Source organism: Streptomyces sp. NPDC048636 (genome assembly GCF_040650655.1).
Lineage (GTDB): Bacteria > Actinomycetota > Actinomycetes > Streptomycetales > Streptomycetaceae > Streptomyces.
In genome coordinates this window covers 173,401-199,797 of record NZ_JBEZHR010000007.1, presented here as the reverse complement: position 1 = coordinate 199,797, position 26,397 = coordinate 173,401, and the positions used below count along the sequence as shown (strand labels likewise).

The window sequence follows — 26,397 nt, the reverse complement described above, 5'->3', positions numbered from 1 at the left end:
CTGTGGGTGACTTTTCCTTGACGAGCTGCCCATATCGTATCGGAGCACAGAGGGCCACCCGCGCCGGATTTCCCCGCCGCGGGCGGCCCCCTGGTGCCGGGTTCCGTGACCGGCGTCAGCCCTTGACGGCGCCTGCCGCGCGGGCCGCCACCAGCCACTCCGGGAACTTCCGCACCAGCTGCTCGAACACCTCCGTGTCCGCCACCGCGCGCGGGTCCAGCCCGGCGTGGAAGAAGCCCGTGTTGTCCACGGCGCGCTTCTCCGGCACGGCGAGGGCGGCCGACGAGTCCAGCTTGCGCAGGAAGTCGAAGCCCTTCGCCTCCGGGTCGCCGAACGCGATGAACTGCCAGAACAGCGGCAGCCCGGCCGCCGCGCACAGCGCCTTCTCCGCGGCGGGCTTCCCGGTGGGCGCACCGTCGGTCTGGAAGATCACCAGCGCGGGGTCGGTGGCTCCGGACTTCTTGTAGTGGTCGATGACCGCGTCGATCGCGGTGTGGTAGTTCGTCCGTCCCATGTGGCCGAGCGCACCGTGCAACTCCTCGATGCGGCCGGAGTGGTTGGCGAGGTCGATCTCGGCGGTGCCGTCGATGTCGGTGGAGAAGAAGACGACGGGGACGGTGCCGGTGGAGAGGTTCGTGGCGAGGGCCACGGCCTGGTCGGCGAGGTGCTGGACGGTGCCGTCCTTGAAGTAGTTCCGCATCGACCCGGACCGGTCGAGCACGAGGTAGACGACGGCAGGGGTGCCCGTCATTCCCTGCTTCTCGATCGCCTCCGCGGCGGCGGTGTACAACCCGACGAGCCCAGGAGCCTTCTCCTGAACCTCGGCCGCGCCCGCCTTGGCCGCCGCCGGGGCGGGCTTCTTGGCCTGGGCCTTGGCAGGCTCGGCCTTTGCCGCCGGAGCGGGCTTCTTGGCCTGGGCCTTGGCGGTCTTCTTGGCAGGCGCGGCCGTTGCCTTCGGCTTGGCCTCGGCGGGGGCCTCCGGCTCGGGGGCGGTGGGCTCGGCCTCAGCGGCCGGGGCGGGGTCCACCTCCGTAGCCTCGGCCTTGGGCCCCTTCGGGGCCTTGGCCTCGGGCGCCTCCGCCTTCGGCTTGGCCTCGGCGGTGGCTTCCGTCGCGGGGGCGGGCTCGGGCTCGGCCGCCCCGGCCGTCTCCGCTTCGGCCGCCGGGGCGGCTTCCGCCTTGGACTCCGCCTCGGTGGCGGCCGCCGGGGCGGTGTCCGCCTTCGGCTCCGGCTCGGCGGCGGGCTTTGCTGTCGGGGCGGGGGCATCGGTGGGGGAGCCCAGGATTTCGTCCAGGGTCTTCAGGGGTTCGGCCAGGGCCGGGTCGGGCGGGGTGTCGTCGTCGGCGGAGCGCCGCGCCCGGGGCTTGGGCGCGGGCTCCTCGGTCGCTACGGCCGTCGCGGCGGCCTCCGTTTCCCCGGGCTCGGGGGCCGGGTCAACTGCGGCCTCCGGTGTGGCGGAGTCGTCCGCCGTCGTGGCCCGGGAGCGTCCGAAAACTTTGCGCAGTAGGTCCCGTATGCCCATGGGAGATGCCTCTCACGTGTCGTGTGCGGTGCATGGCGGTGCATGACCGTGGTGCCGAAAGGCTAGCGGGCCGCCAGGTCACGCTCTTCCGCCGATTCCAGTCGCCCGCCGTTCACTCATGGTTCATGAACCGGATGCCGCACCGAAGTTCTACGCCCATAGCTTCGCGCCGAAAGAGGATTCCGACGTGATGTCGGTGCGGGCCGCGCGAGCGGGTCCACCAGAAGCCTTACGTGACACCCTTACGGAGGGGAAGACGTGCGCAAGCTACTGCCGCTCATCAGCGCGCATCCGGGCGGTCGCTCCGCGCTGACGTGCCGGTACCGCTGTGGTGACGCCTGTTTCCACGAGGTGCCGAACACCAGCGACAACGAGTACGTGGGCGACGTCATCGCGCGTTCCGCGTCGCGCCGTTCGCTGCTGCGGGCGAGTGCCGTGGTGACCGTGGCCGCCGCGACCGGGGCCACGGCGCTCGGCGGGGCACCGCGTGCCTCGGCCGCCGGGACCGCCGCCGCGGAGCAGACCGCTTCCGCGGCCGCCAAGGGGCGGGCGGCCCGGGGCCTGCGGTTCACACCGGTCGCGCCGAACACCAAGGACGTGGTGGTCGTCACCGAGGGCCACGACCAGAACGTCGTCATCCGCTGGGGCGACCCGATCCTCCGCGGCGCGCCCGCCTTCGACGCGGACCACCAGTCGGCCAAGGCGCAGGCGCAGCAGTTCGGTTACAACAACGACTACATGGCCGTCCTCGACGTCCCGCACGAGCGGGACCGGCAGCTGCTCGTGGTCAACCACGAGTACACCGACGAGGTGCTGATGTTCGCGGGGTACGACGCGGACAACCCCACCCGCGAGCAGGCCGAGATCGGCTGGGCCGCGCACGGGATGTCCGTCGTGGTGGCGCAGGAGGACCGCCGCCTCGGCAAGCTGACCGCCGTGAACCGCCACCGCCTCAACCGCCGGATCACCGGCACCACGCCGTTCGAGGTCACCGGCCCGGCGGCGGGCGGCAAGCTGCTGCGCACCTCGGCCGATCCGACCGGTAGGCGCATCCTGGGCACGCTGAACAACTGCGGTGGCGGCATCACCCCGTGGGGCACGGTGCTGTCGGGCGAGGAGAACTTCAACCAGTACTTCGCCAACGGCGGTTCCGTCACCGACCCGACGACGGCCGCGCGCCTCAAGCGCTACGGCATCGCCGGTGCCGCCTCCGAGCGCAAGTGGGAGCGTTTCGACAAGCGCTTCGACGTGGCGCGGGAGCCCAATGAGTCCAACCGCTTCGGCTGGGTCATCGAGATCGACCCGTACGACCCGGACTCCACCCCGCGCAAGCTGACCGCGCTGGGCCGCTTCAAGCACGAGGCCGCCGAGCCCCGGCTGACCGACGACGGCCGTCCGGTGCTCTACATGGGCGACGACGAGAAGTTCGACTACTTCTACAAGTTCGTCTCGTCCAAGCGCATGATGAAGGGCTCCGGCCGCGCCGCGCGTGAGCACAACCGCACGCTGCTGGACGAGGGGACGCTGTACGTCGCCAAGTTCACCGGTGACAGCCCGGCCGCCGAGATCGACGGCAGCGGGAAGCTGCCGGAGGACGGGGAGTTCGACGGCGGCGGCCGCTGGATCCCGCTGGCGAATGGCAACACCTCGTATGTCGACGGCATGACCGCCGAGGAGGTGTACGTCTTCACGCGGATGGCCGCCGACAAGGCGGGCGGGACGAAGATGGACCGTCCCGAGGACGTCGAGCCGAGCCCGCGCACCGGCCGGGTGTACATCGCGCTGACGAACAACAGCGACCGCGGCAAGCAGGACAAGGCGCCGGCCGACGAGGCCAACCCGCGCAACGGCAACAAGCACGGCCAGATCCTGGAGCTGACCGAGCACCGCGACGATCCGGCCTCGCGCGGCTTCAGCTGGCGGCTGTTCCTGGTCTGCGGTGACCCGGAGGACCCGGCCACCTACTTCGGCGGCTTCCCGAAGGACCAGGTCAGCCCGATCTCCTGCCCGGACAACCTGACCTTCGACTCCTACGGCAACCTGTGGATCTCGACCGACGGCAACGCCCTGGGCAACCACGACGGGCTGTTCGGCGTCGCCACCGCGGGCCGCCGCCGCGGTGAGGTCAAGCAGTTCCTGACGGTGCCGAACGGTGCCGAGACCTGCGGTCCGATCGTCCAGGACCGCCGGGTTCTGGTGGCCGTGCAGCACCCGGGCGAGATGGACGGGGCGAGTGTGGAGAACCCCAAGTCCAGCTGGCCGGACGGACCGGGCAAGCTGGTCCGCCCGTCGGTGATCAGCGTATGGCGGCGTGACGGCGGCGACATCGGCGTCTGAACCGACCATTCCGCGGGTTCGGCCGCTTTCGCGCGGCGCGCGGCGAACGACCCCTGGTGTCCTCATGGGCCCGGGGGTCGTCCGGCTCCCGCGGGGTCGACCGTAGGGCGACAGGGGCGCCCGGCGTATCCGGTCCGGAATGTATTCGGGGGCATTCTTCTGCATCAGTGGCTTTCCGCCGATTCCGCCCGCCGTTCCCTTTCGCATGAATATCAATTCCGGGTATCCCATGGGGATCCGTGACTAAACTCATCAGTCCTGAAAATCAGGGGCAGAGTGAAAGCGGGGGGAATCATGTCGAGATCAGGTGCACTGGGACCGCCGGTAGCGGGCGGCCGGAACAGGCTTCTCCAGAGCCCGCTCGCCTTGATGGACACCACCATGGACCAGCTCCGTACGCTGATCGTGGTCCATGAGGCGGGAACGGCCCTGGGGGCGGCGCGGGTTCTGGGGCGGGAGCAGTCGAGTGTGCAGAAGCAGCTCGACACCATGAACCGCAACTTCCGTGAGCTGTGCGGCGAACCGCTGGTCCTCAAACAGGGGCGGGGCAAGGACGTGCTGTTCACCGGTACCGGGGAGGCGCTGGTCGACCTGGCGCGCGGCACGCTCGGCGACTGGCTGGAGGGGATCCACGAGTCACGGCGGCGGCTCGGCAGAACGCTGATGGTGGGCACCACCCGTTTCACCCTCGGCTATCTGGCGGGCGCCGGGGAGCGGGTGGCCGAGGAGTTCCGGCAGCGCGGTATCGAGCTCAAGGTCGGCCATGTCCGCACCCGCGATGTGCTGGCCAAACTGCGTGCCAAGGACGTGGATCTGGTCTGCGGCAGTGTGGTGACCAGGCCCGGTGGCGACCCTGAGCTCGACGCGTTCGACGTGATGGAGTGGCGCCGCAACGGTGTCTCGCTGCTGACCAATCTGTCCGAGGAGGAGCTGCCCGGCCCGACCGTCGAGGCCGGTGCGCTGCGCGGCCTCCCGCTGGTGATCTCGACGAGCGGGCTGATGAACGGGGTGCTGCACACCTGGTTCGGCGCCGACTACCGCGGCAGGCTGCGCATCGCCGCCGAGATCGACACCGTCAACTACGGTTTCGAGCTGCTGCGTTCGGGGCTGCTGCGCGGTTGCATGCTGGTCACCAAGGGGGTCGCGGACGCCGCGGGCGATCCGCGGGTCGCCCAGGGGCGGGAGCTGCGCGCCGTGGAGCTGGTCAATGACACCGGGCCCCGGCTGGAGGTGCTGCTCGGCGCTTTCACCCGGCGCGGTGAGCGGGCCCATTACGACGCCTCGCATCCGCTCAACCAGCTGTGGAACGCGCTGGCGCTGGAGAACGAGCGGTGGCGGCGCGAGCAGCGCTGGCCGACGGCGGGTCTGGAGCCCGATCCGTTCGAGCTGGCCAACTCCTATGATCCGAGCGAGAGTTGAGGGCCGAGGCGCTGTGCCCAAGGGTCCGGTACGGGCATGATCTTGTGTAGTCACCAACGTACGGGGTGTGAGGATTGACACTTCGTCAGAGGATTGGTGTGTGCCAAGATGCTCTCCAGCGTGAGTACGCGTGCTCCGGGGTCGGTGAAAATCCGAACCGGCGGTGACAGTCCGCGACCCGGCCGAATCCATCGGCCGGCCGATCCGGTGGAATTCCGGGACCGACGGTGACAGTCCGGATGGGAGGAGGTACGCGGCGGCACCCGTGCCGCACGGTGGCGCCCGCCGGACGGCCGGGCAGCCCGGACCGTGCGCCGCGCCGCTTCTGCCCGTTGCCCCCGGCACCGCGTCCCCGGAACCGAATCCGCGGGGAAATCCGCAGGGAGACTGACAGGAGGGCCGCACCCATGGCAGTGCTGGAGCAACCGGTCGGGACGGAACGTCTGCTGGCCGTGGAACAGGCGAGTGAGGCGTTCGCCGAGGGCGGTTTCGTGGTCGTCCTGGACGACGCGTCGCGGGGGCACCAGGGCCACCTTGTGCTCGCCGCCGAACACACCCACGAGGGCGCCCTGCGCCAGCTGCTGGACCACACCTCCGGAGTGGTGTGCGTGGCGCTGCCGCATGAGCGCGCCGCCCGGTTGGCGCTGCCGCAGATGGTGGAGGAGAACACGGCTCTCCAGTCGACCGCCTTCACCGTCTCCGTCGATCTGCTCGGGCCCACCACCACCGGTGGCTCCGCACTCGACCGCGCGCACACCATCCAGGCGCTCGCCGATCCGCGTACCACCCCCGGTCAACTGGGCCGCCCCGGCCATGTCTTCCCGGTGCGCGCGGTGCCCGGCGGGGTGCTGGAGCGGGCCGCGTACCCCGAGGCCGCCGTCGATCTGTCGCTGCTGGCGGGGCTCTCCGGCGTCACCACGATGTGCGAGGTGGTCCGCGCGGACTGGAACACCGCGGGCCACGGCGACCTCAGCCGACTGGCCGCGAGCCGCCTGATGCCGATGATCTCGGTGACCGACCTGGCCGCGTACCGGCTGGCCGCGCGGGCGCTGGGCCGCTGAGACCCGCGTCCACGCCCGTCGCCTCCCGTCGGCCTTCCCGCTCCGGCCCGCTCACTCCCCGCCGTCGCGCCGCAGCGCCAGCACCGTTTCCACGGTGTCCGCCCGGTCCGCCGGTTTGTCCTCCCGGTAGCGCAGCACCCGGGCGAACCGCAGGGTGACGCCCGCCGGATAGCGGGAGGAGCGCTGTAGCCCGTCGAAGGCGATCTCCACCACCAGCTCCGGCCGTACCCGCACCACCCATCCGTCGTCGCTGACGGCGATGGCGAGCAGTGCCTCGGTCTGCCAGGACAGCAGTGCGTCGGTGAGCCCCTTGAACGTCTTGCCGAGCATGGCGAACGTGCCGTCCGGCCGCCGTGCGCCCAGATGCAGATTGGACAGCTTTCCGGTGCGCCGGCCGTGCCCCCACTCCGCCGCCAGCACCACCAGATCGAGGGTGTGCACCGGCTTCACCTTCAGCCAGGAGGCACCGCGCCGCCCCGCGCCGTACACCGACTCCAACCCCTTGACCAGCACCCCCTCATGCCCGCGGGCCAGTACATCGGCGGCGAACTCCCGTGCCGCGCGGCGGGTTTCGGGGTCCGCGGGGTTTTCGGCCACCAGCCGCCGCACCCGCCGGGGCGCGGGTGCCACCCGGGCCAGTTCGCCGTGGCGCTCCCGGGCCGGGAGCTCCAGCAGATCGCGGTCGTCCACGGCGAGCAGATCGAAGAAGACCGGGGACAGCGGCAGCGCGGCCGAGGCCCCGGCCACATCCAGCCGGGAGCCGACCCGGGCGGAGGTCTCCTGGAACGGCCGCGGCCGCCCCTCGGCGTCCAGCGAGATCACCTCCCCGTCCAGGACCGCCCGTTCCACCGCCAGCTCCCGCGCCGCCGCGACCACCTCCGGCAGCCGGGCGGTGATCTCGTCGAGGGTGCGGGTGTAGATCCGTACCTCCTCGCCGTCCCGGTGCACCTGGACCCGGATACCGTCGAGCTTCTCCTCGACCGCGCAGGGACCGAGCCGGTCCATGGCCTCGTCGACGTCCTTGGCGCTCTGCGCGAGCATCGGCAGCACCGGCCGCCCCACCTCCAGCCGGAACCCGGCCAGCGCCTGTGGGCCGCGCCCCAGCAGGGCTTCGGCCACCGCGCCGAGGGAGCCGCCCAGCATCACCGCCCGGCGCACCTCCGCGGGCGGGGCACCGGCCGCGGCCGCGAGCCCCTCCACGGCGAGGGCGTCCAGCGCGCCCTGCCGCAGTTCCCCGCTGAGCAGCCCCCGCAGGAAGCGCTGCTCGTCCTCGGTGGCGGCGGACATCAGCTCGGCCACCAGCCGCTTGCGGGCCGCGGCCGCGCCGGTGCCCGAGACCGCGGCCACCCGGTCCAGCGCCCGGTGCACCTCCGACACCGTGAGCCGTGGCTCGGCGGCGGGCTCGTACCGCTCCCGCAGGGTGGCCCAGCCCACCCCGGTGCGGCGCTGCGGCAGCCTGCCCGAGAGGTATGTGATCACCACCGGGGCCTCGGCGGGCTCGGTGCGGCGGAACAGCCCGGCCAGCGCGGCGGTCTTCTCCGCACGCGAGGAGGTGGCCGCGACCTGCCGGGAGGTCCGCGCGACATCTGCCAGCAGCATGGGTTCAGCCTGCCCCGCCCGGCCCCCGGCCGCACCCGGGCCGGAGGGCCCGCCGAGGGGAGGGGGCGGCGGAAGCGGCATACATTGGTACGGAGGGGGGCCCGGCGGGTGCAGACACAGGGAGCGCGCCACGGGACCGCAGATCGACTACGAGGCCCTCTTCGAGGCCATCCCGACCCCGGTGCTGATCCTGGGACGTGACCTGGTCATCGTCGCGGTGAACGACGCGTATCTGCGGGACACCCAGCGCACCCGCGAGGAACTGGTCGGGATGTACGTCTTCGACGCCTTCCCCGACAACCCCGACGACCCCGAGCACAACGCCACCCGCAGTCTGGAGTCCTCGCTGTGCCGGGTGCTGCGCACCGGGGAGCGGGACACCATGGGGATGCTGAAGTACGACATCCCGGTGGTGGGCGAGGGCGGCCGGTTCGAGGAGCGGTACTGGAGCCCCATCAACACCCCCGTGCTGGACGAGGAGGGCCGGGTGGAGCTGATCATCCACCGGGTCGAGGATGTGACGGAGTTCGTCCGCGGGCGCGAGCGGGGGGCCGGGGAGCGGTCGCCGATGAGCCCGCGGGCCGAGAACATGGGTGCCGACCTCTACATCCGCGCCCGTGAGCTCCAGGAGCTGAACGAGCGGCTGCGGGAGGCCCACGCCCGGGAGCGGGAGACCGCCCTCGCGCTCCAGCGGGCGATGCTGCCCAGGAGCTCACCGGAGGAGTATCCATACGCGGCCGTGCGCTACCGCCCCGCCGTGGGCTCGCTCAATGTGTGCGGCGACTGGTACGAGCTGACCGAACTGTCCGGGGACCGGATCGCGGTCGCGGTGGGGGACGTGGTGGGACAAGGGCTCGAGGCGGCCTGTGTGATGGGGCAGCTGCGCAGTGCGCTGTCCGCCGCGACCCGGGTGGTGGACGGGCCCGCGCGCGCCCTTGAGGTGCTCGGGCTGTACGCGCGCTTCGTCGAGGGGGCGCTCGCCGCGACCGCCGTACAGGTGGTGATCGACGCGGGGGCGCACACCGTGGTGTACAGCTGCGCGGGCCATCCGCCGCCCGCGCTGCTCCGCACCGACGGCCGGGCGGAGCTGCTGGACCGGGCCACCGATCCACCGCTGGGCGCCCGGTTCGAGAATGTGCCCCGGCCGCAGGCCGAGGTCCACTACGAGCCGGGGTCCACCCTGGTCCTCTACACCGACGGGCTGGTGGAGCGCCGGGACGAGGACATCGACACCGGACTCGACCGGCTCACCGGCAGCCTCTCCCGGCACAGCGGACTGGGGCCCGAGGAGCTGGCCGACGCCCTGCTGGCGGAGCTCGGTGTCACCGGCGGCCCGGCCGCCGATGACACCGCGCTGGTCGTCATCGGGTTGTAGCGGTGCCCTTCGGCCGGGGCCGGGGGCTCAGGCGGTGCCGCGGCTCGATCCCGTGCACAGCGCCCAGATGACGAAGCCGTCCACGATCAGCAGGACCACGGCCCACACCGGGTAGTACGGCAGCCACAGGAAGTTGGCGATCAGACTGAGTCCGGCGAGCACCACACCGGTGACCCGCGCCCACATCGCCCCGGTGAACACGGCCAGGCCGGCCACGATGAGGACGATGCCGAGGATCATATGGACCCAGCCCCAGCCGCTCAGGTCGAACTGGAAGATGTAGTTCTGGGTGGCGACGAAAACTCGGTCATTGGATATGGCCGAGATGCCCTGGAACAGGGTCATCAGGCCGCCGAAGATCATCATGACCGCGGCGAAGACGAGCCATCCGCTCACCTCATGATGGGCGCGCGGGGTGGCGGCTCCTGTCTGAACTCCACCGGCGTGACTGGCCATTTCGGGCTCCTTCATCAGGCGCAATCGAAGACCACATGGTCCCGATGAGGGGCAATTCGGGTGAAATGTCCCGTCTTCAGGTTTACACAGACCACCCGGCTCGGCACCCCGCGTGGCGAGTGTCGGCGCGGGTGATGGACGGTGTCCGGCGGATCACGGAACGTCGCCGGTACCCGGGCGGGGTCAGGGCGCCGGAACTCGCCTTCGGGGAAGCTCCGGTGTAGATGTAGGTATATGGCCCGGTTTAAGGGTCGATCGTGGGCTGCCCGTATGATCCCCGGTCGGCGCCCACGGAGTCAGCGGCGTGAGCGCCCGGAGGTGGCGGGGCGGCGCTCGGGGTCGCGGCTGAGCGTCCGCAGCGTGGCCGGACAGGTCTTCGTTCTGCAACTGGTGATCGTGCTGCTGCTCGGTGCCGCGGCCACCATCGCGCTGGTGCTCCAGGTGCGCCATGACGCCACCGAGGAGGCGCAGGGGCGTTCGCTCGCGGTGGCCGAGTCCTTCGCCGCCGCACCCGGGATCATCCGGGCGTTGCAGAGCCCCGATCCGACCCCGCTGCTCCAGCCGAAGGCCGAGGACGTCCGCAAGAAGTCCGATCTCGACTTCGTCGTGGTCACCGACAACAGGGGGATCCGGCTCACCCACCCCAAGCCCGACCGCATCGGCAAACCCTTCATCGGGACCATCAAACCCGCGCTGGCCGGGGGTCAGGTGATCGAGACCGTGCACGGCTCCCTCGGCGAGGTGAGCCAGGCGGTGGTCCCGGTCTTCGACAACCATCACCATGTCATCGGCCTGGTGAGCGCCGGGATCATGGTCAAGAAGGTGAGCGGGGTCGCCGACCGCCAGCTCCCGCTGCTCATCGGCGCCGTCATCGCCTCGCTCGCGCTCGCCACCGGCGGTACGGGTCTGGTCACCAGACGTCTCAAACGCCAGACCCGCGGGCTGGACCCGGTCGAGATGACCCAGATGTACGAGCACCATGACGCGGTGCTGCACTCGGTCCGCGAGGGGGTGCTGATCGTCGGCGCCGACGGCAGGCTGGTGCTCGCCAACGACGAGGCGTCCCGGCTGCTGGAACTGCCGCCCCGGCCCGAGGGGCGCCCGGTCGAGGAGCTCGGTCTCGAGCCCCATATGGCCGATCTGCTGGTCTCCCGGCGGGTGGTCACCGATGAGGTGGTGGTGGCCGGTGAGCGGCTGCTGGCCGTGAACAACCGGCTCACCGACCGCGTCGGCGGGCCGTCCGGCAGCGTCGCGACCCTGCGTGACTCCACCGAGCTGCGCGCCCTCTCCGGCCGCGCCGATGTGGCGCAGAAGCGGCTGAAGCTGCTGTTCGACGCCAGTGTGGAGATCGGCACCACCCTCGATGTGGGCCGGACCGCCGAGGAGCTGGCGCAGATCGCGGTGGAGCGGTTCGCCGACTACGTCACCGTCGACCTGGCGGAGCCGGTGGGGCGGGGCGAGGAGCCGCTGCCGGTGAGCGGGGTGGAGATGGTGCGGGCGGCGGTCTACGGCATCCGCCATGACCACCCCTTCTACCCGGTCGGCAAGCATTTCGCGTTTGTCGCCTCCACCCCCCAGGCGTGGGGCTACGGCAGCGGACGGCCGGTGGTGGAGACCGATCTCGCCGAGGCCACCGGCTGGCAGGCCCAGGACCCCGAACAGACCGCCAAGGTCATCGAGTACGGAGTGCGGTCGCTGGTCACCGTGCCGCTGCGGGCCCGGGGCGTACTGCTGGGGATGGTCAACTTCTGGCGGATGAAGGAGCGGGAGCCCTTCGAGGACGAAGAGGTCTCCCTCGCCGAGGAGTTGGCCTCCCACGCGGCGGTCTGCATCGACAACGCCCGGCGCTACACCCGTGAGCACACCATGGCGGTGACCCTCCAGCACAGCCTGCTGCCGCGCGCCCTGCCCGCCCAGAACGCCCTGGACGTCGCCTTCCGCTATCTGCCGGCGGAGTCGGGGGTGGGGGGTGACTGGTTCGATGTGATTCCGTTGCCGGGGGCGCGGGTTGCTCTGGTGGTGGGTGATGTGGTGGGGCATGGTCTGCACGCGGCGGCGACGATGGGCCGGTTGCGTACGGCGGTCCATAACTTCTCTACGCTGGATCTGCCGCCGGACGAGATCCTGTCGCATCTGGACGATCTGATCGCCCGGATCGACCAGGACGAGAGCCCGGGCTCCGCCGACGGGGGCGAGGGGCTGGAGGCCGCGAGCGAGTCGATCATCGGTGCCACCTGTCTCTACGCGATCTACGACCCGGTGACCCGGCGCTGCACGATGGCGCGGGCGGGGCATCCGCCGCCCGCGGTGGTGAGTCCGGACGGTTCGGTGGAGTTCCCCGATCTGCCCGCGGGTCCGCCGCTGGGCCTGGGCGGGCTGCCGTTCGAGACCGCCGAACTGGAACTGGCCGAACACAGCCATCTGGTGCTCTACACCGACGGGCTGATCGAGGACCGCCGCCGTGAGATCGACACCGGTCTGGAGCTGCTGCGCGACGCCCTCTCGCACCCCGGCCGGACGCCCGAGGAGATCTGTACCCATGTGCTGGACGAGATGCTGCCCACCACCCCCAGCGATGACATCGCGCTGATCGTGGCCCGCACCCGGGTGCTGGGCGCGGAGCGGGTGGTGTCCTGGGAGGTGGCCTCCGATCCGGCGGTGGTGGCCGAGGTGCGCGCCGGGGTGATGCGGCAGCTCGGCGAATGGGGCCTGGACGAGATCGCGTTCACCGCCGAGCTGGTGCTGAGCGAGCTGATCACCAACGCCATCCGCCATGCCACCGGACCGATCCGGGTGCAGGTGCTCCGCGACCGGCAACTGATCTGCGAGGTGTCCGATACCAGCAGCACCTCACCGCATCTGCGCTACGCGGCCACCACCGACGAGGGCGGCCGCGGACTGTTCCTGGTGGCGCAGTTCGCCGAGCGCTGGGGCACCCGCTACACCTCCTCCGGCAAGGTCATCTGGGCCGAACTGACGCTGCCCTAGCGGTGCGAGGGCCCGACCGCGGGGCCGACGCGCACGGTTACGGCGACGTTCACGTTGACACTGTTCCGTGGAGGTCATGTGAGAGTTCCCGCGCTACTGGACCCGCACTCTCCGATAACGAGGCCGATTTCCGGCCTTTCATCGGACCGATACGTGACATCACCTCAGAACTGTTCACCTTTGTCCTGGTGAACGGTGTGCGCGGGTCCCCGGACGCGGAGGCGATGTCATGGTCCGCGTACTGAGCGGTACCGGTCAAAACCGCGTGAGCAGTACTAGCATGTGCCGCCCACGGCTTGATGTCCGCGTGGTCCAGTCTCACCACCACGAACGCGCCCATGAGGACCTGATAGATGTCAGCACACATATCCAGCCATCCCTATAAGGGGCCCTCGCTGACGCGGCAGGCTCTGGTCGTCCCCCTGCTGGCAGCCGTCGTCGCCGGAGGCGCGGGGCTGTGGGTGACGGCCGAGGTGCCCGCCGCGGACCGCACCGCGGTCGCCGTCTTCTGCGGGATGGCCGCCGTTCTGCTGGCGGTGGCCCTCGCGGTCGCGGCCCTCCGGTCGCGGTCCATCAGCCGCCTCCAGGAGCGGATCACCACGCTGGAGCGGGAGGCCGGGGCGAAGGAGCTGGAGGCCGCCAGGCTCGCTGACGAAACGATTCCCGCAGCGGTGAAGCGGCTGCGGGGCGGGGGTTCCGCGGACACCGTGCTGACCCAGGTGACCCGTCCGGTCAGCGCCGCCCACCAGCGGCTGCTGCGGGTGCTGGTACAGGAGATCGGCACCGGTGAACGGATGCGCGCCTCCGCGATGGCCGCCTGCGCCAACGCCGCGGGCCGGGTCCAGGCGCTCGCCACCACGATGCTCGCCGACCTGCGCGAGATGGAGAACCGGCACGACGAGAACGTCCTCGGCGATCTGCTGAGGCTGGATCACACCACCGCCCAGGCGGGCCGGATCGCGGACTCCATCGCCGTACTGACCGGCGCCCGCTCCGGCCGCCGCTGGACCAAGCCCATCGTGATGGAGTCCGTGCTGCGCGGCGCGGTCGGCCGGATCAGCGCCTTCCAGCGGGTACGGGTCCACTCGGCGAGCAACGCCGCGGTCGCCGGGTACGCCGCCGAGGGCGTCATGCACGCGCTCGCCGAACTGATGGACAACGCCGCCAGCTTCTCGCCTCCCACCGAGGAGGTGCATGTCTACGTCGAGGAGACCCACACCGGTGTGGTGGTCACCGTCGAGGACGGCGGTCTGGTCATGGGCCCCGCCGCGCTCGCCCGGGCCCAGAAGGCGGTGTCCTCCGAGACCCTGGACCTGACCACCCTGTCCGGCACCCGGCTCGGGCTGGCGGTCGTCGGCTGTCTGGCCCGTAAGCACGATCTCACCGTCTCCTTCCGGCCGTCCGCGCGTGGCGGCACCGGCGTCGTGGTCCTGATCCCGCAGCAGCTGATCACCCACGTCAACCAGGACGCCGTACTCGAACCGCCCGCCCGCGCCCGCGCCGTCGAGTCCCGGCAGGCGGCCGCCACCGCGTCCGCGCGGGTGGCCGAACGCGCCGAAAGCGCCCCGGCCGAGGCGCCGGAGGCGGCCCCGGCCCCGGAGGCGGCCGCCGATCCGGGTCCGGGCCCGGGTGCCCCGTCCGCCGCCGCCCAGCCGCCGCGTTCGGTCAACGGACTGCCCAAGCGGCGCCGCGGCGAGACGCTGGCCGCCGCCTCCCGGTCCACGCCCACGCCTTCGCCGGAAGCGGGTACGAAGACCAGCCGTCCGCGCCCCGAGGAGGCCGGGGCGCGTTTCGGCGCCTTCCGCCAGGCAACCCGCAAAGGCTCCGCCGGTGCCGCGAGTAACGCCGAGTCGACGGCGTCCGCAGAGCACTCCGAGTCCGCCGAGTCCGCCGAGCCTGCTGAGAACGACCAGCCGTGACAGAAGGAACGCCGATGAACACCACTGACCGCAGCTTGGACTGGCTGCTGGAGAACCTCCTGGAGAAGACTCCGGGTTCACGTCACGCGCTGGTGCTGTCCCGGGACGGCCTCAAGCTGTGCCTCACCTCAGGGCTGTCGGTGGACCAGGCAGACCAGCTGTCGGCCATCGCGTCGGGCATCCAGAGCCTCGCCCACGGCGCGTCCATCGAGTTCGGTGACGGCAGCGGCGGCGTCCGGCAGTCGATGACGGAGTTCCACGGCGGAATCCTGTTCATCGTCGAGGCCGGTGAGGGCGCCCATCTGGCCGTCGTGGCCCATGACGACGCCGATGTCGGCGTCATCGGCCACAATATGAACGAGCTGGTCGAGCAGATCGGCGAGTATCTGCGCGCCGCGCCGCGCGTGGCCGCCGGCGGCGCCGGGGCCGGCGCATGATCCGAGGGGCACTCGACAACGAGGACCCGGACCGGCTGTACACCGTCACCGGGGGACGCAGCCGCGCCGACGAGAGCGTCTTCGACATGGTCACGCTGATCGTGAGCGAATGCGATCCGGTACCGGGCATGCAGTCCGAGCACATCAAGATCCTGCGGATGTGCCGCGGCCCGCTGTCGGTCGTGGAGATCTCCTCGTACCTGGACCTGCCCGTCAGCGTCGTGAAGATCCTGCTGTGCGATCTGCTCGACACCGGCCGGATCACCGCGCGCCATCCGCACGCCGCCCGTCCCGGCGGACGGCTGCCGGAGCCCGAAACCCTGAAGAAGGTGCTCGTTGCACTCCAGAACCTCTGACAGCGCCGAACGCGCCCCGCTGCGGGAGAGCGCGAGCGACGGCCTCAAGATCGTGATCGTCGGCGGGTTCGGCGTCGGCAAGACGACGATGGTCCAGTCGGTCAGCGAGATCCGTCCGCTGAGCACCGAGGAGACCATGACGCAGGCGGGGATCGGGATCGACGACGCCTCCTTCGTCCAGCACAAGACCACCACCACGGTCGCCTTCGACTTCGGCCGGATCAGCCTCGACGAGCGGATGGTGCTCTATCTGTTCGGCGCCCCCGGCCAGGAGCGGTTCTGGTTCCTGTGGGACCGGCTGTTCTCCGGAACCCTCGGCGCGGTCGTGCTGGTGGACACCAACCGGCTGGCCGACTCCTGGTACGCGCTGGACCGCCTGGAGCACCACGGCACCCCGTTCATCGTGGCGCGCAACAACTTCACCGAACCGCAGCACTCGTTGGAGGAGGTGCGGGAGGCGCTCGATCTGCCGCCCGAGGTCCCGGTGATCGACTGCGATGCCCGTAAGCGCGACTCCAGTAAGACCGTACTGGTCACGCTGGCCCGCTACCTCTACTCCCTGTCCGCCACCTCCGCTGTGGGGAGCACCGTGTGACCACCCCCGAACCCGCCTTCCCGGCCGCGGCGGGCAGTCCGCCCGGCGAGGCGGCCGCGCCCGCGACTCCCGCGTCGGGGTGTCCGTTCCACCCCGACGCGGTGCGTACGCCCACCGAGCGCTTCCAGGACCGTCCGGAGGAGCTCTACCAGCAGCTCCGCCGGGACCACGGGCCCGTCGCGCCCGTCCTGCTCGACGGCGATGTGCCCGCCTGGCTGGTGCTCGGCTACCGGGAGCTGCACCGGGTCACCTCGGACCCCAAGATCTTCGCCCGGGATTCGCGCCGCTGGCACGCCTGGGACCGTATCCCGGCCGACTGGCCGATGATCACCTTCGTCGGTTACCGCCCGACGATGCTCTTCACCGAGGGCGCCGAGCACCAGCGCCGCTCCGACGCGATGTTCGACGCACTGTCCTCGGTGGACCAGTTCGAGCTGCGGGCGGACTGTGAACGGGTCGCGGACGCACTGATCGACACCTTCGCGGGCGGCGGACGCGCCGATCTGATCGCCGAGTACGCCGACCAGCTCCCGTTGCGGGTGGTGACCCGGATGTACGGTCTTGACGCCTCCGAATCGGCCGCCCTCCAGCGCGACATGCTCGACCTCACCATCGAGAGTGGCAATCAGCCCGTCGCGTACCAGCGGATGTACGACCGGATGGCGGCGCTGGTGGCCAAGGTCCGGGTCTACCCGACGCCCGGCATCACCGAGCGGCTGGCCGCGCACCCCGCGGGGCTGAGCGACGAGGAGATCGTCAACGATCTGATCGGCATGGTCTACGCCAGCCACCAGCCCACCGCGGACTGGATCGGCAACGCGCTGCGGCTGATGCTCACCGACGAACGCTTCGCGGTCACCATGGCGGGCGGCCGCCGCAGCGTCGGCCAGGCCCTCAACGAGGTGCTGTGGGAGGACACCCCGGTCCCCAACTTCATCGGCCGCTGGGCCGCCGAGGACACCACGCTCGGCGGACAGCACATCAGGAAGGGCGACTGTCTGGTCCTCGGGCTCGCCGCCGCCAACGCCGATCCCCATGTCCGCCCGGACTTCCGCGCCGGCGCCTCGGGCAACCAGGCCCATATGGCGTTCAGCCACGGTGAGCACGGTTGTCCGGAGCCCGCGCGCGAACTGGCCGAGGTCATGGCCATGACGGCGATCGAGGTGCTGATCGACCGGCTTCCTGATGTGACGCTGACCGTGCCGGTCGAGGAGATCCAGTGGCGCTCCTCCACCCTGATGCGCGGAGTGGCCTCCATCCCGGTCACCTTCACCCCGGCGCCGCTGGGCTGAATCCCTCCCGGTGGCCACCGGAGCGCGGACGCCCCGGCCGCGAGGGCCGGGGCGCCGGTGTCACGGGTGGTGGCCCCGTCAGGTTCCGCTCCCGGACGGAGCGCGGGCGCCGCGCGCCTTGAGCAGATCGGCCATCAGCGCGATCTCCGACTGCTGCCCCTGGACCATCGTCCTGGCCAGCCGGGTCACGGTGGGGTCGTCGGCCAGCTTCACCGCGCCCCGGGCCATCATCACCCCGCCCTTGTGGTGGGCGGTCATGAGCTGGAGATAGAGCACCTCGGCCTTCTTGCCCTTGGCAGAACGCAGCTTGTCCAGTTCGGCGTTGGTGGCCATGCCCGGCATCAGCGACCCGTCGTGCGGGGTGTAGCGCGAGCCGTCGCCCATGCCCTCCATCCCCTCGTGGTCCATCGAGCCATGGTCCTTCGAGCCGCGCTCCAGCCAGGTCATCGGGGGGTCGTCGGAGGTCACGTCGAGCCCCCACAGATCCAGCCAGCCGAGCATCATCCCGCGCTGGTTGGCCTGGGTGTTGATGATGTCGTACGCGAGCCGCCGCACCTCCTCGTCGTCGGTGCGGTCGCGCACGATGAACGACATCTCCACCGCCTGCTGGTGGTGGACGGCCATATCCCGGGCGAACCCCGCCTCCGCCGAGGTGTCCGACGGGGTGCCGGTGCCGGTGCTGCCCTCCGAGCGGTCCGTCATGAGCCACAGCAGCCCCGCCGCGACCAGGGTGAGCACGGCGAGCGCGGCGGCGACACCCGCCACCAGGGGCTGGCGCGACGCACGGCCGAACCCGGCCCGGACACCGGTCATGAAGGCTTCCCTCCGGTGCAGGCGGCGCCCGGCTCAGGAGTCTGGTCGCCCTGCACGAACTTCTTGAAGAAGGCGGCCACCCGCGGGTCCGACGCCTTGTCGATCTTCAGCTGACTGCCCCAGGCGTTCAGCACGATCGGGGACTTCTGCTCCGGGTAGGGGCTCATCAGCGAGTACGGGGTCTTCTCCACCCGCGCCTTGAGCGTCGCCAGGTCCTTCGCCGGCACCTTGTCGGTGTAGGTCACCCACACCGCGCCGTGCTCCAGGGAGTGCACCGCGTACTCGTTCTCCAGCGGCTTGTCGTAGACATCGCCGGAGCAGTTCTGCCAGACCTGGTTGTGGTTCCCGCCGACCGGCGGCGACATGGCGTACTTGACCTTGCCCCGGACGTGGGTCTGGGTCAGTCCCTTCCACGTGGTCATGCCCTTGAACGTACCGCTGCGCACGGTCTGGGAGGTGACCTTGGACTGCTTCTCCTCCTTCTTGTCCCCGGCGCCCACCAGGAAGTAGCCGCCGACGGCCAGACCGGCGACGATCACCGTGCAGGAGGTGATGGTCAGGATCCGGTAGCGGCGCTCGCGGGCCTTCTCCGCGCGGCGCAGCTCCTCTATCTTCGCGCGGCGATCGGCGGCCGCGCCCTTCGTCTTCGAGCCCTTGGAAGCCATGGCTGTTGTCAGTCCTCGCTCTTCGCGCACTGGATGGGGGAAGTGATCGCGTCTGGTTCGGCCGCCGGTCTAGGTCCGCAGGACCTGGAGCTGGTGGAGGCCGAGGGCGTGGACGGAGCGGCCGGGCGGTGCCCGGATGGACACCATCGTCCGCGGTTCGCCGGTGGGCGGCACCTCGGTGCGCAGGGGCGGTGCGAAGGGCGTGGGCACCAGTGCCTGGCCCGTGCCGCGGGGGCCCGCGACACAGTTGTCGCCGTCCCCCGGGTCCGGATCGGAGGGGTGGTCCTGTTCCGCGCGGACCGGCTGGGCGCCGGGGGCGAGCGGATCGGGTGCGGGCGTCGTGGCGTGGTGGGTGCACCCCGCGGACGGTGCGGTGTGGTGCGCGGCGGGGTGGACGCACGACGGCATCACCCAGAACACCGCGGCCAGCAGCAGGGCGGCGCGCCACAGCCCGACGAGCGCGGTGCCGCGCACCACGCCCCTCGCTATGCCGCCGTCTGCGTCCCGCGGGCTTCCCATCGCGCCAGATCGTAACCAGTGGGACTGTCGCGACTGAATGGGCACACAGCCGGATCCGGCCGGATCACACCGGAACCTTTGGTTCCGCTCTCGGTCCGGACGTGTCCGGACGCGTCCGGGCGGGTCCCGACGGGGCGGGCGGGTCCCGACGGGGCCGGGTCCGGGTCAGTCGTGCCGGGGAAGGCCGGAGAGCTCGTGATCGGCGTGGCTGAGGGCCTCGGCGACCAGCCGGGCGAGATGTCCGTCCTGGAGCGCGTAGACCATCCGGCGGCCGTCCTTGCGGGAGCTGACAAGACCGGCCAGTCGCAGCTTGGCGAGATGCTGGCTGACGGCCGGACGGGCGGCGCCGCAGGCGGCGGTCAGGGCGGAGACATCGGCCTCGCCCCGGGTGAGCGTATGCAGCAGGGCCAGCCGGGTGCGGTCGGCGAGCAGCCCGAGGACCCGCGCCGCGCGGTCGAACTGCTCGGCGCTCGGTGCTCGCTGATGCGCATGATGCGCAGCTGATAGGTGCATGCGTGCGCTCATACGCACATAATGGCCCTACGGGAGCGACCGTGTCCAGCGCATCGGACCAGCCGACGACGGGCCGGCCGGCGAGCGGAAGGGGAGCGTCGTGGACGACCGGCACGGACACCACGGGCAGCATGGGCACGGCCATCAGCACGGCGGCGGCCGGTGGGCCCGGCTGCGCCACCGGGCCGGGCATCTGCTCCGCCCCCACTCCCATGACTCCGCCGACCGCACCGACCACGCCCTGGAGTCCTCCGCGCGGGGCATGCGCGCCCTGTGGGTCTCGCTCGCGGTGCTCGGCACCACCGCCGTGGTCCAGGCCGTGGTCGTGGCGCTGTCCGGTTCGGTCGCGCTGCTGGGCGACACCGTGCACAACGCGGCGGACGCCCTGACCGCGCTGCCGCTCGCCGTCGCCTTCGTGCTCGGCCGCCGTGCCTCCACCCGCCGCTTCACCTACGGCTACGGCCGAGCCGAGGATCTGGCCGGGATCGCGATCGTGCTCACCATCGCGGCCTCCGCCGCGTTCGCCGCCTGGACCGCGGTCGAACGGCTGCTGCACCCCCAGGAGATCACCCAGCTGCCCGCCGTGGCCGCGGCCGCCGTCATCGGCTGTCTCGGCAACGAATGGGTCGCCCGCTACCGCATCCGCGTCGGCCGGGAGATCGGCTCGGCCGCGCTGGTCGCCGACGGTCTGCACGCCCGCACCGACGGCTTCACCTCGCTCGCCGTCCTGCTGGGCGCGGGCGGTGCGGCGCTCGGCTGGCGGCTGGCCGACCCGCTGGTGGGGCTGGCCATCACCGCCGCCATCCTGCTGGTGCTGCGGGACGCCGCCCGCGAGGTGTTCCGGCGGGTGATGGACGCCGTGGACCCGGAGCTGGTCGACGCCGCCGAGCGGGCGGTCACCGCGGTCCCGGGCGTACGGGGCGTGGGCGAGCTGCGGCTGCGCTGGATCGGCCACCGGCTGCGGGCGGAGGTCGCGGTCGTGGTCGACGGGGCGCTGAGCGTACGGGAGGCCCACCGGGTCGCCGTCGAGGCCGAGCACGCCCTGCTGCACGCCGTACCGCGGCTGACCGCCGCCCTGATCCACGCCGATCCGGCGCCGGTGCCCGGCGCCCCCGATCCACACGCCCCGCTGGCCCACCACACCGCCGCGTAGCCCGCCGCTTCGGACCGTCCCACCCCGTGCGCGCACCGGGCCCGTACCATCGCGGGCCGGAGGTGGTGCCCGATGGAGACCATGGGTGGCGGACGGGTCCTGGTGACCGACGACGACGCGGCCATCCGGCGCTCCCTGGAGCGCGGACTCCGGCTCAACGGCTTCTCGGTGTCGCTCGCCGACGGCGGCCGCGCCGCCCTCGCCGCGGTGCGCGACCACACCCCCGACGTGGTGGTCCTGGACATCTCCATGCCGGACCTGAGCGGTATCGAGGTGTGCCGGGCGCTGCGCGGGGACGGCAACGACATCCCGGTGCTGATGCTCTCCGCCCTCGACGAGGTGTCCGACCGGGTCGCCGGGCTCCAGGCCGGGGGCGACGACTACCTCGTCAAACCCTTCGCGTTGCAGGAGTTGGTGCTGCGGCTGCACGCCCTGCTGCGCCGCCGCCCGTCCGCGCCCACCGACCGGGTGCGCGTCGGCCCGCTGGAGATCGCCCCCGAGGCGCGCGAGGCGCGGCTGGCGGGGGCGCCGCTGCGGCTCACCCGGCGCGAGTTCGCACTGCTGGAGGTGCTCGCCCGCAACACCGGGATCGTGCTCACCCGTGACCAGTTGCTGGACCGCGTCTGGGGCTACGACTTCGAGGTGCGCACCGACGCCGTGGACACCTTCGTCAGCTATCTGCGGCGCAAACTCGAGGCCGGTGGACGGCCGCGCATGCTGCACACCGTGCGCGGCGTGGGCTTCGTCCTGCGCTCCCCCGACTCCCCCGAAGCCACCGACTCCGCCAACGTCACCGACGGCCCCGGCGGGTGGACGTCATGAGGCTGGCCACCCGTATCGCGCTCGCCGTGGGCGCCGCCGTCCCCGTCCTCGTCCTCGCCTCCGGCTGGGTGCTGCTGCGGCTGGTCGCCGCCGATCTGCACGACGAACAGGACGCCCGGCTGCGGCGGGCGGCCCATGCCGTGGCCCCCGACGCGCGGGCACTGCTGCGCGCCACCACCTCCGGCCGTCCCCAGGCCCAGCAGAACCGCGAACGGCGGCTGCTGGGCTCGGCGCTGGACATGGGCATCCGGCTCAACGGCCCCCAGGGAGCCGTCTCCGCGGGCCCCCGGCCGGACGACTCCACGGCCCTGCCCGAGGTGACCGGGCGGCCCGTCACGGTGCGCGCGGACGGTGACAGCTGGCGGGCGCTGTCCCTCGCGGTGACGGTCGGACCGCGGAAGGGCGGATCCCCGGCGCGGGGCACCCTGTGGCTGTTCTCCCCCGACGCCACCAGCGAGGCCGAACTCTCCCTCGTACGGCGCCGCGTGGTGACCGTGGCGCTGTTGGCCGCCCCGCTCGCCGGGGCGCTGGCCTGGGCCGCCGCGTCGGGTACGGTCCGGCCGCTGCGCCGTCTCCAGCGCCGCACCAGCGGGCTCGATCCGCGTACCAGCCCGGCCCGGCTGGAGCACCGGCGCAGCGGGATCGCCGAGGTGGACGATCTGGCGGCCACTCTGCGGACCGTTCTGGACCGCTACGACCAGCAGGCGGCGCGCACCGCGGAGGCGCTGGAGACCGCGCGCTCGTTCGCCGCCGCCGCCTCGCACGAACTGCGCACCCCGCTGATGAGCATGCGCACCAACCTCGACATCCTCGCCCAATACCCCGATTTGCCCACCGCCGACCGCACCGAGGTACTGGCCGACCTCGGCCATGAGCACGGGCGGCTGCTGCGGCTGCTGGTGATGCTCCGGGCGCTGGCCCACGGCGATCTGGTGGAGGCGGACGCCTTCGAACCGGTCGATCTCGCCGAGGTGGTGGAGGCGTCGGCGGCCGATCTGCGCCGCCGCCACCCGGAGGCCGAGGTGCGGGTGCGCACCGTGCCGGGGCTGTGGACACACGGCTGGGAGCAGGGGCTGCGCTCGGTGGTGGACAACCTGCTCACCAACGCGCTGACGCACGGCACCGCCGAGGGCCGACCCGCGCTGATCGAGGTGGCGTTGGACCCGGTGCGGACCCCGGACGGCCCGGTCGCGGCGCTGACGGTGGACGACCGGGGGCCCGGGATACCGCCCGAGCGCCGTGAGGAGGTCTTCCAGCGGTTCCACCGCCGCCCGGACAGCCCGGGTTCGGGGCTCGGCCTCACCCTGATCGCCCAGCAGATCGCCCTGCACCGCGGCACGGTCGCGGTGGCGGACCGGCCCGACGGGCTGCCGGGCGCGCGGATCGGGGTCCGGCTGCCGGTGGTCGCCGACGGGTCCGGGGCGGCCCTCGGCGCGGGGGAGGTCACCCTGCCGCTGCTGCGCCGGGACTGGTACGCCGGATCCGGCCCGCACCCGGGACCCGGCCCACAGGAATTCCACAAAGAGCGTCCCTAGCGTCCCTTCCGACAGGCAGCTACGGCCTAAGGAAGGACGACACCATGCACCGCGGAAAGAGCGCGGCCGTGGCCCTCGCGGCCAGCGCCGCCCTGCTCGGCACGGCGGGTCTCGCCCAGGCGGACGGCGGCGCCCCTGCCTCCGGCCCGGCGGCCACCGCGAGCGCCGACGGCAAGGGCGCGCAGGGCAAGGACGGCCAGGGCGAACACCGGCACGGCAAGGGCAAGGGCCGGGGCAAGGGCGGCAAGGTGACCGGCGACGGCGCCACGTCGCTGTGCAAGCGCGCCCCGAAGATGGACAAGCGGCTGGAGCGGGCCCTGAAGCGGCTGCGCGGCCCGGAGACCCGGCGCGGTTCGATCGCCCGGATCAGCAAGCGGATCGACAAGGCGAAGCAGGCGGGCCACACCGAGATCGCCACCTTCCTCAACGACCGGCTGAAGTTCCGCAAGGCCCTCGTCCCCACGCTGGAGAAGCGCCAGAAGGACCTGGCCAAGGTCAAGACGTGGTGCACCGCGCACCACAACGGATCCGCCTCGTGACCCGCCGCACGGCAGGGGCCGCGGCCGCCGCCGCGGTGCTCTGCGCCGCGCTGGTCACCGGCTGCGGCGGTGGCTCGGACGACTCCGGGAAGCCGTCGGACGCCACCCCCTCGGCCACCACCCCGGCCCCGTCGTCCTCCGAACTCGCCGAGCTCAACAAGCTGGTGGACGACGCCGAGTCGGCCGTGAACCGGGCGGACTCCGACGCCGACGCGAACGGATGACGGCGCGGGCGGAGGGGTACGGACGGGCCCGGCGGTCCGTACCCCTCCGCCCGACGCCCGTTCACACCTTGCTGACGGGGGCGATCAGCCCGGCGACCGACGCCGCCGGAACCGGATTGGCCTGGGCACTCACCAGGTCGCCGCGCTCCAGGAACCCGGTGCCGCTGACGTCGACGTGGACGCGCAGCCCGTAGGCGTCCCCGGGGACCAGCTCCCCGGGCACCTTGACGCTGAACGGGACGTGGCCGCCCGGGCTCAGCGGGACGTCGGTGAGCACCTGCGCGCCCACCACCGACGAGGGCATGTCCGCGCGGGACACATTGCGGACCTCCACCACCACCCGGGCCGCCTGCCCCGCCGGGGTGTCGGCGGGCAGGGACACGATGCCGCTCAGGACGCTGCTCATGCCGGGCCGCCGCTCATCGCTCACCTCACCGTGGGGGAAGGAGGGCTTCCCCCGCATTCCGCCACAGGTTCGTCCGCGGCCGGAGGTCTGGTACGGCCATCCGGGTGGTCCGCCGCCCCGGGCGGGCCCGGTCCCTATGGAGATATGCGCAGGTCAGAGCGGTCTGCTCAGGTTGAGCAGGGGCTGCCGCCCAGGGCGAAGGACTTGGGTGCCTTGGCGCCGTTCCCGGTGTCGGCGGTGAAGCCGAAGGAAATCGAGCCGCCGGCCTTCACCTGCCCGTTGTAGCTCTCCGGGGTCACGGTCACCTTGTCGCCGCTCCGGGTGTACTTCCCGTCCCACAGGTTGGTGATCTCCTGGGAGCCGGGCACGGTCCAGCTGACCCGCCAGGTGTCCAGCGCCTTGCGGGAGGTGATGGTGACCTCGGCCTCGAAACCGCCGGGCCAGGTCTCGGTGACCGCGAACTCCGAGGTGCACACGGGCGGGGAGGGCGACGCGGACGGGTCCTCGGATCCATGGCCCGGGTCGCGGTCCTCCCCGGGCCGCGAGGGCTGCTGGGAGCGCGGGGGCTTCGGCTTGTGGTCCTTGTCGTGCTCGTCGTCCTTGGGCGGTTCGGGGCTGCTGGACCGGTCGTGGTCGTCCGGCGCCGTGCCCGGCGGCACCCCGTCCGGCAGCGAGGTGGCCGGGTCCCGAGGTGACGCCTCGTCCCGGGTGCGGGAGGTGCCCATACTGGTCAGCGCCACCACCCCGGCGAGCAGCACCACCGCGGTCACCGACAGCACGACCGTGGTCCGGGTCGGGCGGTCACGTCCGCGGACGGTCCGGCCGCCGTGGCGCCCGCCTCTGTGGCGGAGCCGTCTGAGCCACGGCAGGTCGAACCGGTCCAGCAGCCTCTGCCATAAACGCGGCCTGACCGCGTCCGGGGTCGCCGCGGAGCGGACGGAGGGGGCGCCGGGGGCCCGTGCGGCGACCATCCGGCGCCGTTCGAGATACGGGTGTCCGCCCCAGCCGAGCACACCGCCCGCCAGCGCGCCGGGCAGTCCGCCGCCGTGCAGATAGAGACAGGCGGACGCCTCCCGGCACGGTACGCACCACGACAGGTGGTCCCACAGGTCGGCGGGGGAGGGGGCGTCGGGCGAACGGGTCGCCGCGTCCAGCAACTTGGCGTAGCTGGCGCACTCCGCACCGGTCAGGGACTCCACATGGTTGCGGCGGCAGCGCTCCCGGTAGGCGTGGCGGACCCGGTCGATCTCCTCGGCGGCGGTCAGGGTGTCGCAGCCGTGCTCACGGGCGACGGTCTCCACGGACCAGGACTCCACCTCGACCGACCACAGCAACGTGCCGTCCGGTTCGGGGAGATCACGCAGTCCGCGCAGCGCGAGCGGCTGCTCCCGGCGCGGTACGGCGTAGCGGGCGGCCTGGTCCGAATCGAGCCACTGCCGCAGATCGGGGTTGAGCCGGTCGCCGTGGCGGTGGGTGTGCCAGTCCGCCGCCGTCTTCCGCACGGCGGCCAGCAGCAGCGGCAGCCAGGGGAGCCGCTGCCAGCCCCGGGTGCGCATATTGCGGGTCTGCCGGATACCGCGCCGGAACGCCTCGGTGGCCAGCCGCATGCCGTTCTCGGGGCTGGTGGTGCAGAGTTCCGCGTAGTCGGCGACCGCGTCCCAGTAGGTGTTGAGCAGGGCGGTCGGGGAGGCCTCGCCGTCAGGTCCCTCATGGGGAGGGGCGGCGTGGCCGGACGGCACGTTCACGCCGTCCCGGAGAGATGAGTGGTGGGGCATGGGCGTTTCCTCACTCATGAACAGCGGCGCCCCCGCCGGGGGCAACCCTCTCACAACAGGCCGCGGGGGTGGGCAGC

At 72.0% G+C, this 26,397-nt stretch carries 24 protein-coding genes and 1 riboswitch; of the genes, 15 read left to right on the top strand and 9 right to left on the bottom strand.

The window, feature by feature from the left end; genetic code table 11:
• Window positions 1-115 precede the first annotated feature (115 nt).
• On the bottom strand, window positions 116-1,522 hold the full coding sequence (locus tag AB0C66_RS20995; RefSeq protein ID WP_362440458.1) for a VWA domain-containing protein: 1,407 nt from the start codon (window positions 1,520-1,522) through the stop codon (window positions 116-118).
• A 258-nt stretch (window positions 1,523-1,780) separates the two neighbouring features.
• On the opposite strand from AB0C66_RS20995, the gene AB0C66_RS20990 reads away from it, so the two are divergent.
• From AB0C66_RS20990 to AB0C66_RS20980, 3 genes are all read left to right on the top strand, one after another.
• On the top strand, window positions 1,781-3,859 hold the full coding sequence (locus AB0C66_RS20990) for a PhoX family phosphatase (RefSeq protein ID WP_362440455.1): 2,079 nt from the start codon (window positions 1,781-1,783) through the stop codon (window positions 3,857-3,859).
• 369 nt (window positions 3,860-4,228) lie between these two features.
• Window positions 4,229-5,278 carry a LysR family transcriptional regulator gene (locus AB0C66_RS20985; RefSeq protein WP_362440453.1) on the top strand — a complete coding sequence of 350 codons (1,050 nt, stop codon included), beginning with the start codon at window positions 4,229-4,231 and terminating at the stop codon, window positions 5,276-5,278.
• 126 nt (window positions 5,279-5,404) lie between these two features.
• Window positions 5,405-5,535: riboswitch (FMN riboswitch) on the top strand.
• Window positions 5,536-5,685: 150 nt separating this feature from the next.
• On the top strand, window positions 5,686-6,339 hold the full coding sequence (locus AB0C66_RS20980; protein ID WP_362440450.1) for a 3,4-dihydroxy-2-butanone-4-phosphate synthase: 654 nt from the start codon (window positions 5,686-5,688) through the stop codon (window positions 6,337-6,339).
• A gap of 51 nt (window positions 6,340-6,390) precedes the next feature.
• Here the strand turns inward: AB0C66_RS20980 and AB0C66_RS20975 are convergent, their stop codons facing one another.
• Window positions 6,391-7,938: an ATP-dependent DNA ligase gene (locus AB0C66_RS20975; RefSeq protein WP_362440447.1), complete on the bottom strand. Its 1,548-nt coding sequence runs from the start codon at window positions 7,936-7,938 to the stop codon at window positions 6,391-6,393.
• Window positions 7,939-8,017: 79 nt separating this feature from the next.
• Between AB0C66_RS20975 and AB0C66_RS20970 the strand changes: the two genes are divergently transcribed.
• Window positions 8,018-9,313, top strand: coding sequence for a SpoIIE family protein phosphatase (locus tag AB0C66_RS20970; protein ID WP_362441098.1), 1,296 nt, complete (start codon window positions 8,018-8,020; stop codon window positions 9,311-9,313).
• Between the two features lie 27 nt (window positions 9,314-9,340).
• On the opposite strand, the gene AB0C66_RS20965 is transcribed toward AB0C66_RS20970, so the two are convergent.
• Entirely contained in the window at window positions 9,341-9,769 is a 429-nt protein-coding gene (locus AB0C66_RS20965) for a hypothetical protein (RefSeq protein WP_362440444.1), read from the bottom strand.
• A gap of 270 nt (window positions 9,770-10,039) precedes the next feature.
• On the opposite strand from AB0C66_RS20965, the gene AB0C66_RS20960 reads away from it, so the two are divergent.
• From AB0C66_RS20960 to AB0C66_RS20935, 6 genes are all read left to right on the top strand, one after another.
• On the top strand, window positions 10,040-12,757 hold the full coding sequence (locus AB0C66_RS20960; RefSeq protein ID WP_362440441.1) for a SpoIIE family protein phosphatase: 2,718 nt from the start codon (window positions 10,040-10,042) through the stop codon (window positions 12,755-12,757).
• A 353-nt stretch (window positions 12,758-13,110) separates the two neighbouring features.
• Entirely contained in the window at window positions 13,111-14,676 is a 1,566-nt protein-coding gene (locus AB0C66_RS20955; RefSeq protein ID WP_362440438.1) for an ATP-binding protein, read from the top strand.
• Window positions 14,677-14,690: 14 nt separating this feature from the next.
• On the top strand, window positions 14,691-15,113 hold the full coding sequence (locus tag AB0C66_RS20950) for a roadblock/LC7 domain-containing protein (protein ID WP_362440435.1): 423 nt from the start codon (window positions 14,691-14,693) through the stop codon (window positions 15,111-15,113).
• Window positions 15,110-15,469, top strand: coding sequence for a DUF742 domain-containing protein (locus AB0C66_RS20945; RefSeq protein WP_362440433.1), 360 nt, complete (start codon window positions 15,110-15,112; stop codon window positions 15,467-15,469). The genes AB0C66_RS20950 and AB0C66_RS20945 overlap by 4 nt, the downstream gene beginning before the upstream one ends.
• Window positions 15,450-16,064: an ATP/GTP-binding protein gene (locus AB0C66_RS20940; RefSeq protein ID WP_362440430.1), complete on the top strand. Its 615-nt coding sequence runs from the start codon at window positions 15,450-15,452 to the stop codon at window positions 16,062-16,064. The genes AB0C66_RS20945 and AB0C66_RS20940 overlap by 20 nt, the downstream gene beginning before the upstream one ends.
• Window positions 16,065-16,165: 101 nt before the next feature.
• Window positions 16,166-17,356 carry a cytochrome P450 gene (locus tag AB0C66_RS20935; protein ID WP_362441095.1) on the top strand — a complete coding sequence of 397 codons (1,191 nt, stop codon included), beginning with the start codon at window positions 16,166-16,168 and terminating at the stop codon, window positions 17,354-17,356.
• A gap of 78 nt (window positions 17,357-17,434) precedes the next feature.
• On the opposite strand, the gene AB0C66_RS20930 is transcribed toward AB0C66_RS20935, so the two are convergent.
• From AB0C66_RS20930 to AB0C66_RS20915, 4 genes are all read right to left on the bottom strand, one after another.
• Window positions 17,435-18,169: a DUF305 domain-containing protein gene (locus tag AB0C66_RS20930; protein WP_362440427.1), complete on the bottom strand. Its 735-nt coding sequence runs from the start codon at window positions 18,167-18,169 to the stop codon at window positions 17,435-17,437.
• Window positions 18,166-18,834, bottom strand: a complete 669-nt coding sequence (locus AB0C66_RS20925) for a DUF3105 domain-containing protein (RefSeq protein ID WP_362440424.1) — start codon at window positions 18,832-18,834, stop codon at window positions 18,166-18,168. Before AB0C66_RS20925 ends, AB0C66_RS20930 begins: the two co-directional genes overlap by 4 nt.
• Window positions 18,835-18,903: 69 nt before the next feature.
• A complete protein-coding gene (locus tag AB0C66_RS20920; RefSeq protein WP_362440421.1) occupies window positions 18,904-19,353 on the bottom strand; it encodes a hypothetical protein in 450 nt (149 codons plus the stop codon).
• A 165-nt stretch (window positions 19,354-19,518) separates the two neighbouring features.
• Window positions 19,519-19,878: a metalloregulator ArsR/SmtB family transcription factor gene (locus AB0C66_RS20915; protein ID WP_362440418.1), complete on the bottom strand. Its 360-nt coding sequence runs from the start codon at window positions 19,876-19,878 to the stop codon at window positions 19,519-19,521.
• An 88-nt stretch (window positions 19,879-19,966) separates the two neighbouring features.
• On the opposite strand from AB0C66_RS20915, the gene AB0C66_RS20910 reads away from it, so the two are divergent.
• The 5 genes from AB0C66_RS20910 (at window position 19,967) to AB0C66_RS20890 (ending at window position 24,139) form a co-directional block, all read left to right on the top strand.
• Window positions 19,967-21,019 carry a cation diffusion facilitator family transporter gene (locus AB0C66_RS20910; protein WP_362440415.1) on the top strand — a complete coding sequence of 351 codons (1,053 nt, stop codon included), beginning with the start codon at window positions 19,967-19,969 and terminating at the stop codon, window positions 21,017-21,019.
• A gap of 72 nt (window positions 21,020-21,091) precedes the next feature.
• A complete protein-coding gene (locus AB0C66_RS20905) occupies window positions 21,092-21,841 on the top strand; it encodes a response regulator transcription factor (RefSeq protein WP_362440413.1) in 750 nt (249 codons plus the stop codon).
• Complete coding sequence (locus AB0C66_RS20900; RefSeq protein WP_362440410.1) at window positions 21,838-23,376, top strand: HAMP domain-containing sensor histidine kinase; 1,539 nt, start codon at window positions 21,838-21,840, stop codon at window positions 23,374-23,376. Before AB0C66_RS20905 ends, AB0C66_RS20900 begins: the two co-directional genes overlap by 4 nt.
• Window positions 23,377-23,420: 44 nt before the next feature.
• Window positions 23,421-23,915: a hypothetical protein gene (locus AB0C66_RS20895; RefSeq protein WP_362440407.1), complete on the top strand. Its 495-nt coding sequence runs from the start codon at window positions 23,421-23,423 to the stop codon at window positions 23,913-23,915.
• Window positions 23,912-24,139, top strand: a complete 228-nt coding sequence (locus AB0C66_RS20890) for a hypothetical protein (RefSeq protein ID WP_362440404.1) — start codon at window positions 23,912-23,914, stop codon at window positions 24,137-24,139. Before AB0C66_RS20895 ends, AB0C66_RS20890 begins: the two co-directional genes overlap by 4 nt.
• Before the next feature lie 61 nt (window positions 24,140-24,200).
• On the opposite strand, the gene AB0C66_RS20885 is transcribed toward AB0C66_RS20890, so the two are convergent.
• Both AB0C66_RS20885 and AB0C66_RS20880 read right to left on the bottom strand, forming a co-directional pair.
• A complete protein-coding gene (locus tag AB0C66_RS20885; protein ID WP_362440401.1) occupies window positions 24,201-24,545 on the bottom strand; it encodes a hypothetical protein in 345 nt (114 codons plus the stop codon).
• Between the two features lie 167 nt (window positions 24,546-24,712).
• Window positions 24,713-26,320, bottom strand: a complete 1,608-nt coding sequence (locus AB0C66_RS20880) for a cellulose binding domain-containing protein (protein WP_362440398.1) — start codon at window positions 26,318-26,320, stop codon at window positions 24,713-24,715.
• Between the last annotated feature and the right edge of the window lie 77 nt (window positions 26,321-26,397).